This is a genomic window from Allobosea sp. TAF32 (assembly GCF_052113585.1).
Taxonomy (GTDB): domain Bacteria; phylum Pseudomonadota; class Alphaproteobacteria; order Rhizobiales; family Beijerinckiaceae; genus Allobosea.
Genome location: NZ_JBFRDM010000051.1, coordinates 1 through 428, shown reverse-complemented (window position 1 = coordinate 428; position 428 = coordinate 1). Strand labels below are relative to the sequence as shown.

Sequence of the window (428 nt, the reverse complement as noted above, 5' to 3'; positions counted from 1 at the left end):
GGCAGGGCGTGCTCGTGGTCCTGAACCAGGAAATTCATGCGGCCCGCGAGGTCGCCAAGGCCCATACCTCGGCGGTCAATGCGTTCACGTCGCCGGCGGGCGGGCCAATTGGTTTCGTGCAGGATGCCTACGTGCGCTTTGCACGCGCGTGCGCCCCCAGCGACGCGCCAGCGCTGCCCGTGCCTACGGCGTGGCCGCTTGTCGAAATCGTGGCGAGCTATGCCCAGCCGGGCAGGGTGGCCGTGGATGCGATGGTCTCGGCCGGCGTAAAGGGGTTCGTGGTGGCGGCCACCGGCAATGGCTCGGTTCATGAGACGCTGGGCGACGCGCTCGCCGATGCAGCTGCGCGAGGCGTGGCCGTGGTGCGAAGCTCCCGCACGGGCGCCGGCCATGTGGCGGGGCCGGCACGCCCGCGCCTGGCCTCGGGC

1 protein-coding gene is annotated in these 428 nt (G+C 71.7%); it reads left to right on the top strand.

Going from position 1 to position 428, the window contains the following annotated elements; all coding sequences use genetic code 11:
• The coding region (locus tag AB4Z16_RS28130; protein ID WP_441514591.1) for an asparaginase domain-containing protein at nucleotides 1-428 on the top strand (428 nt) is incomplete at both ends.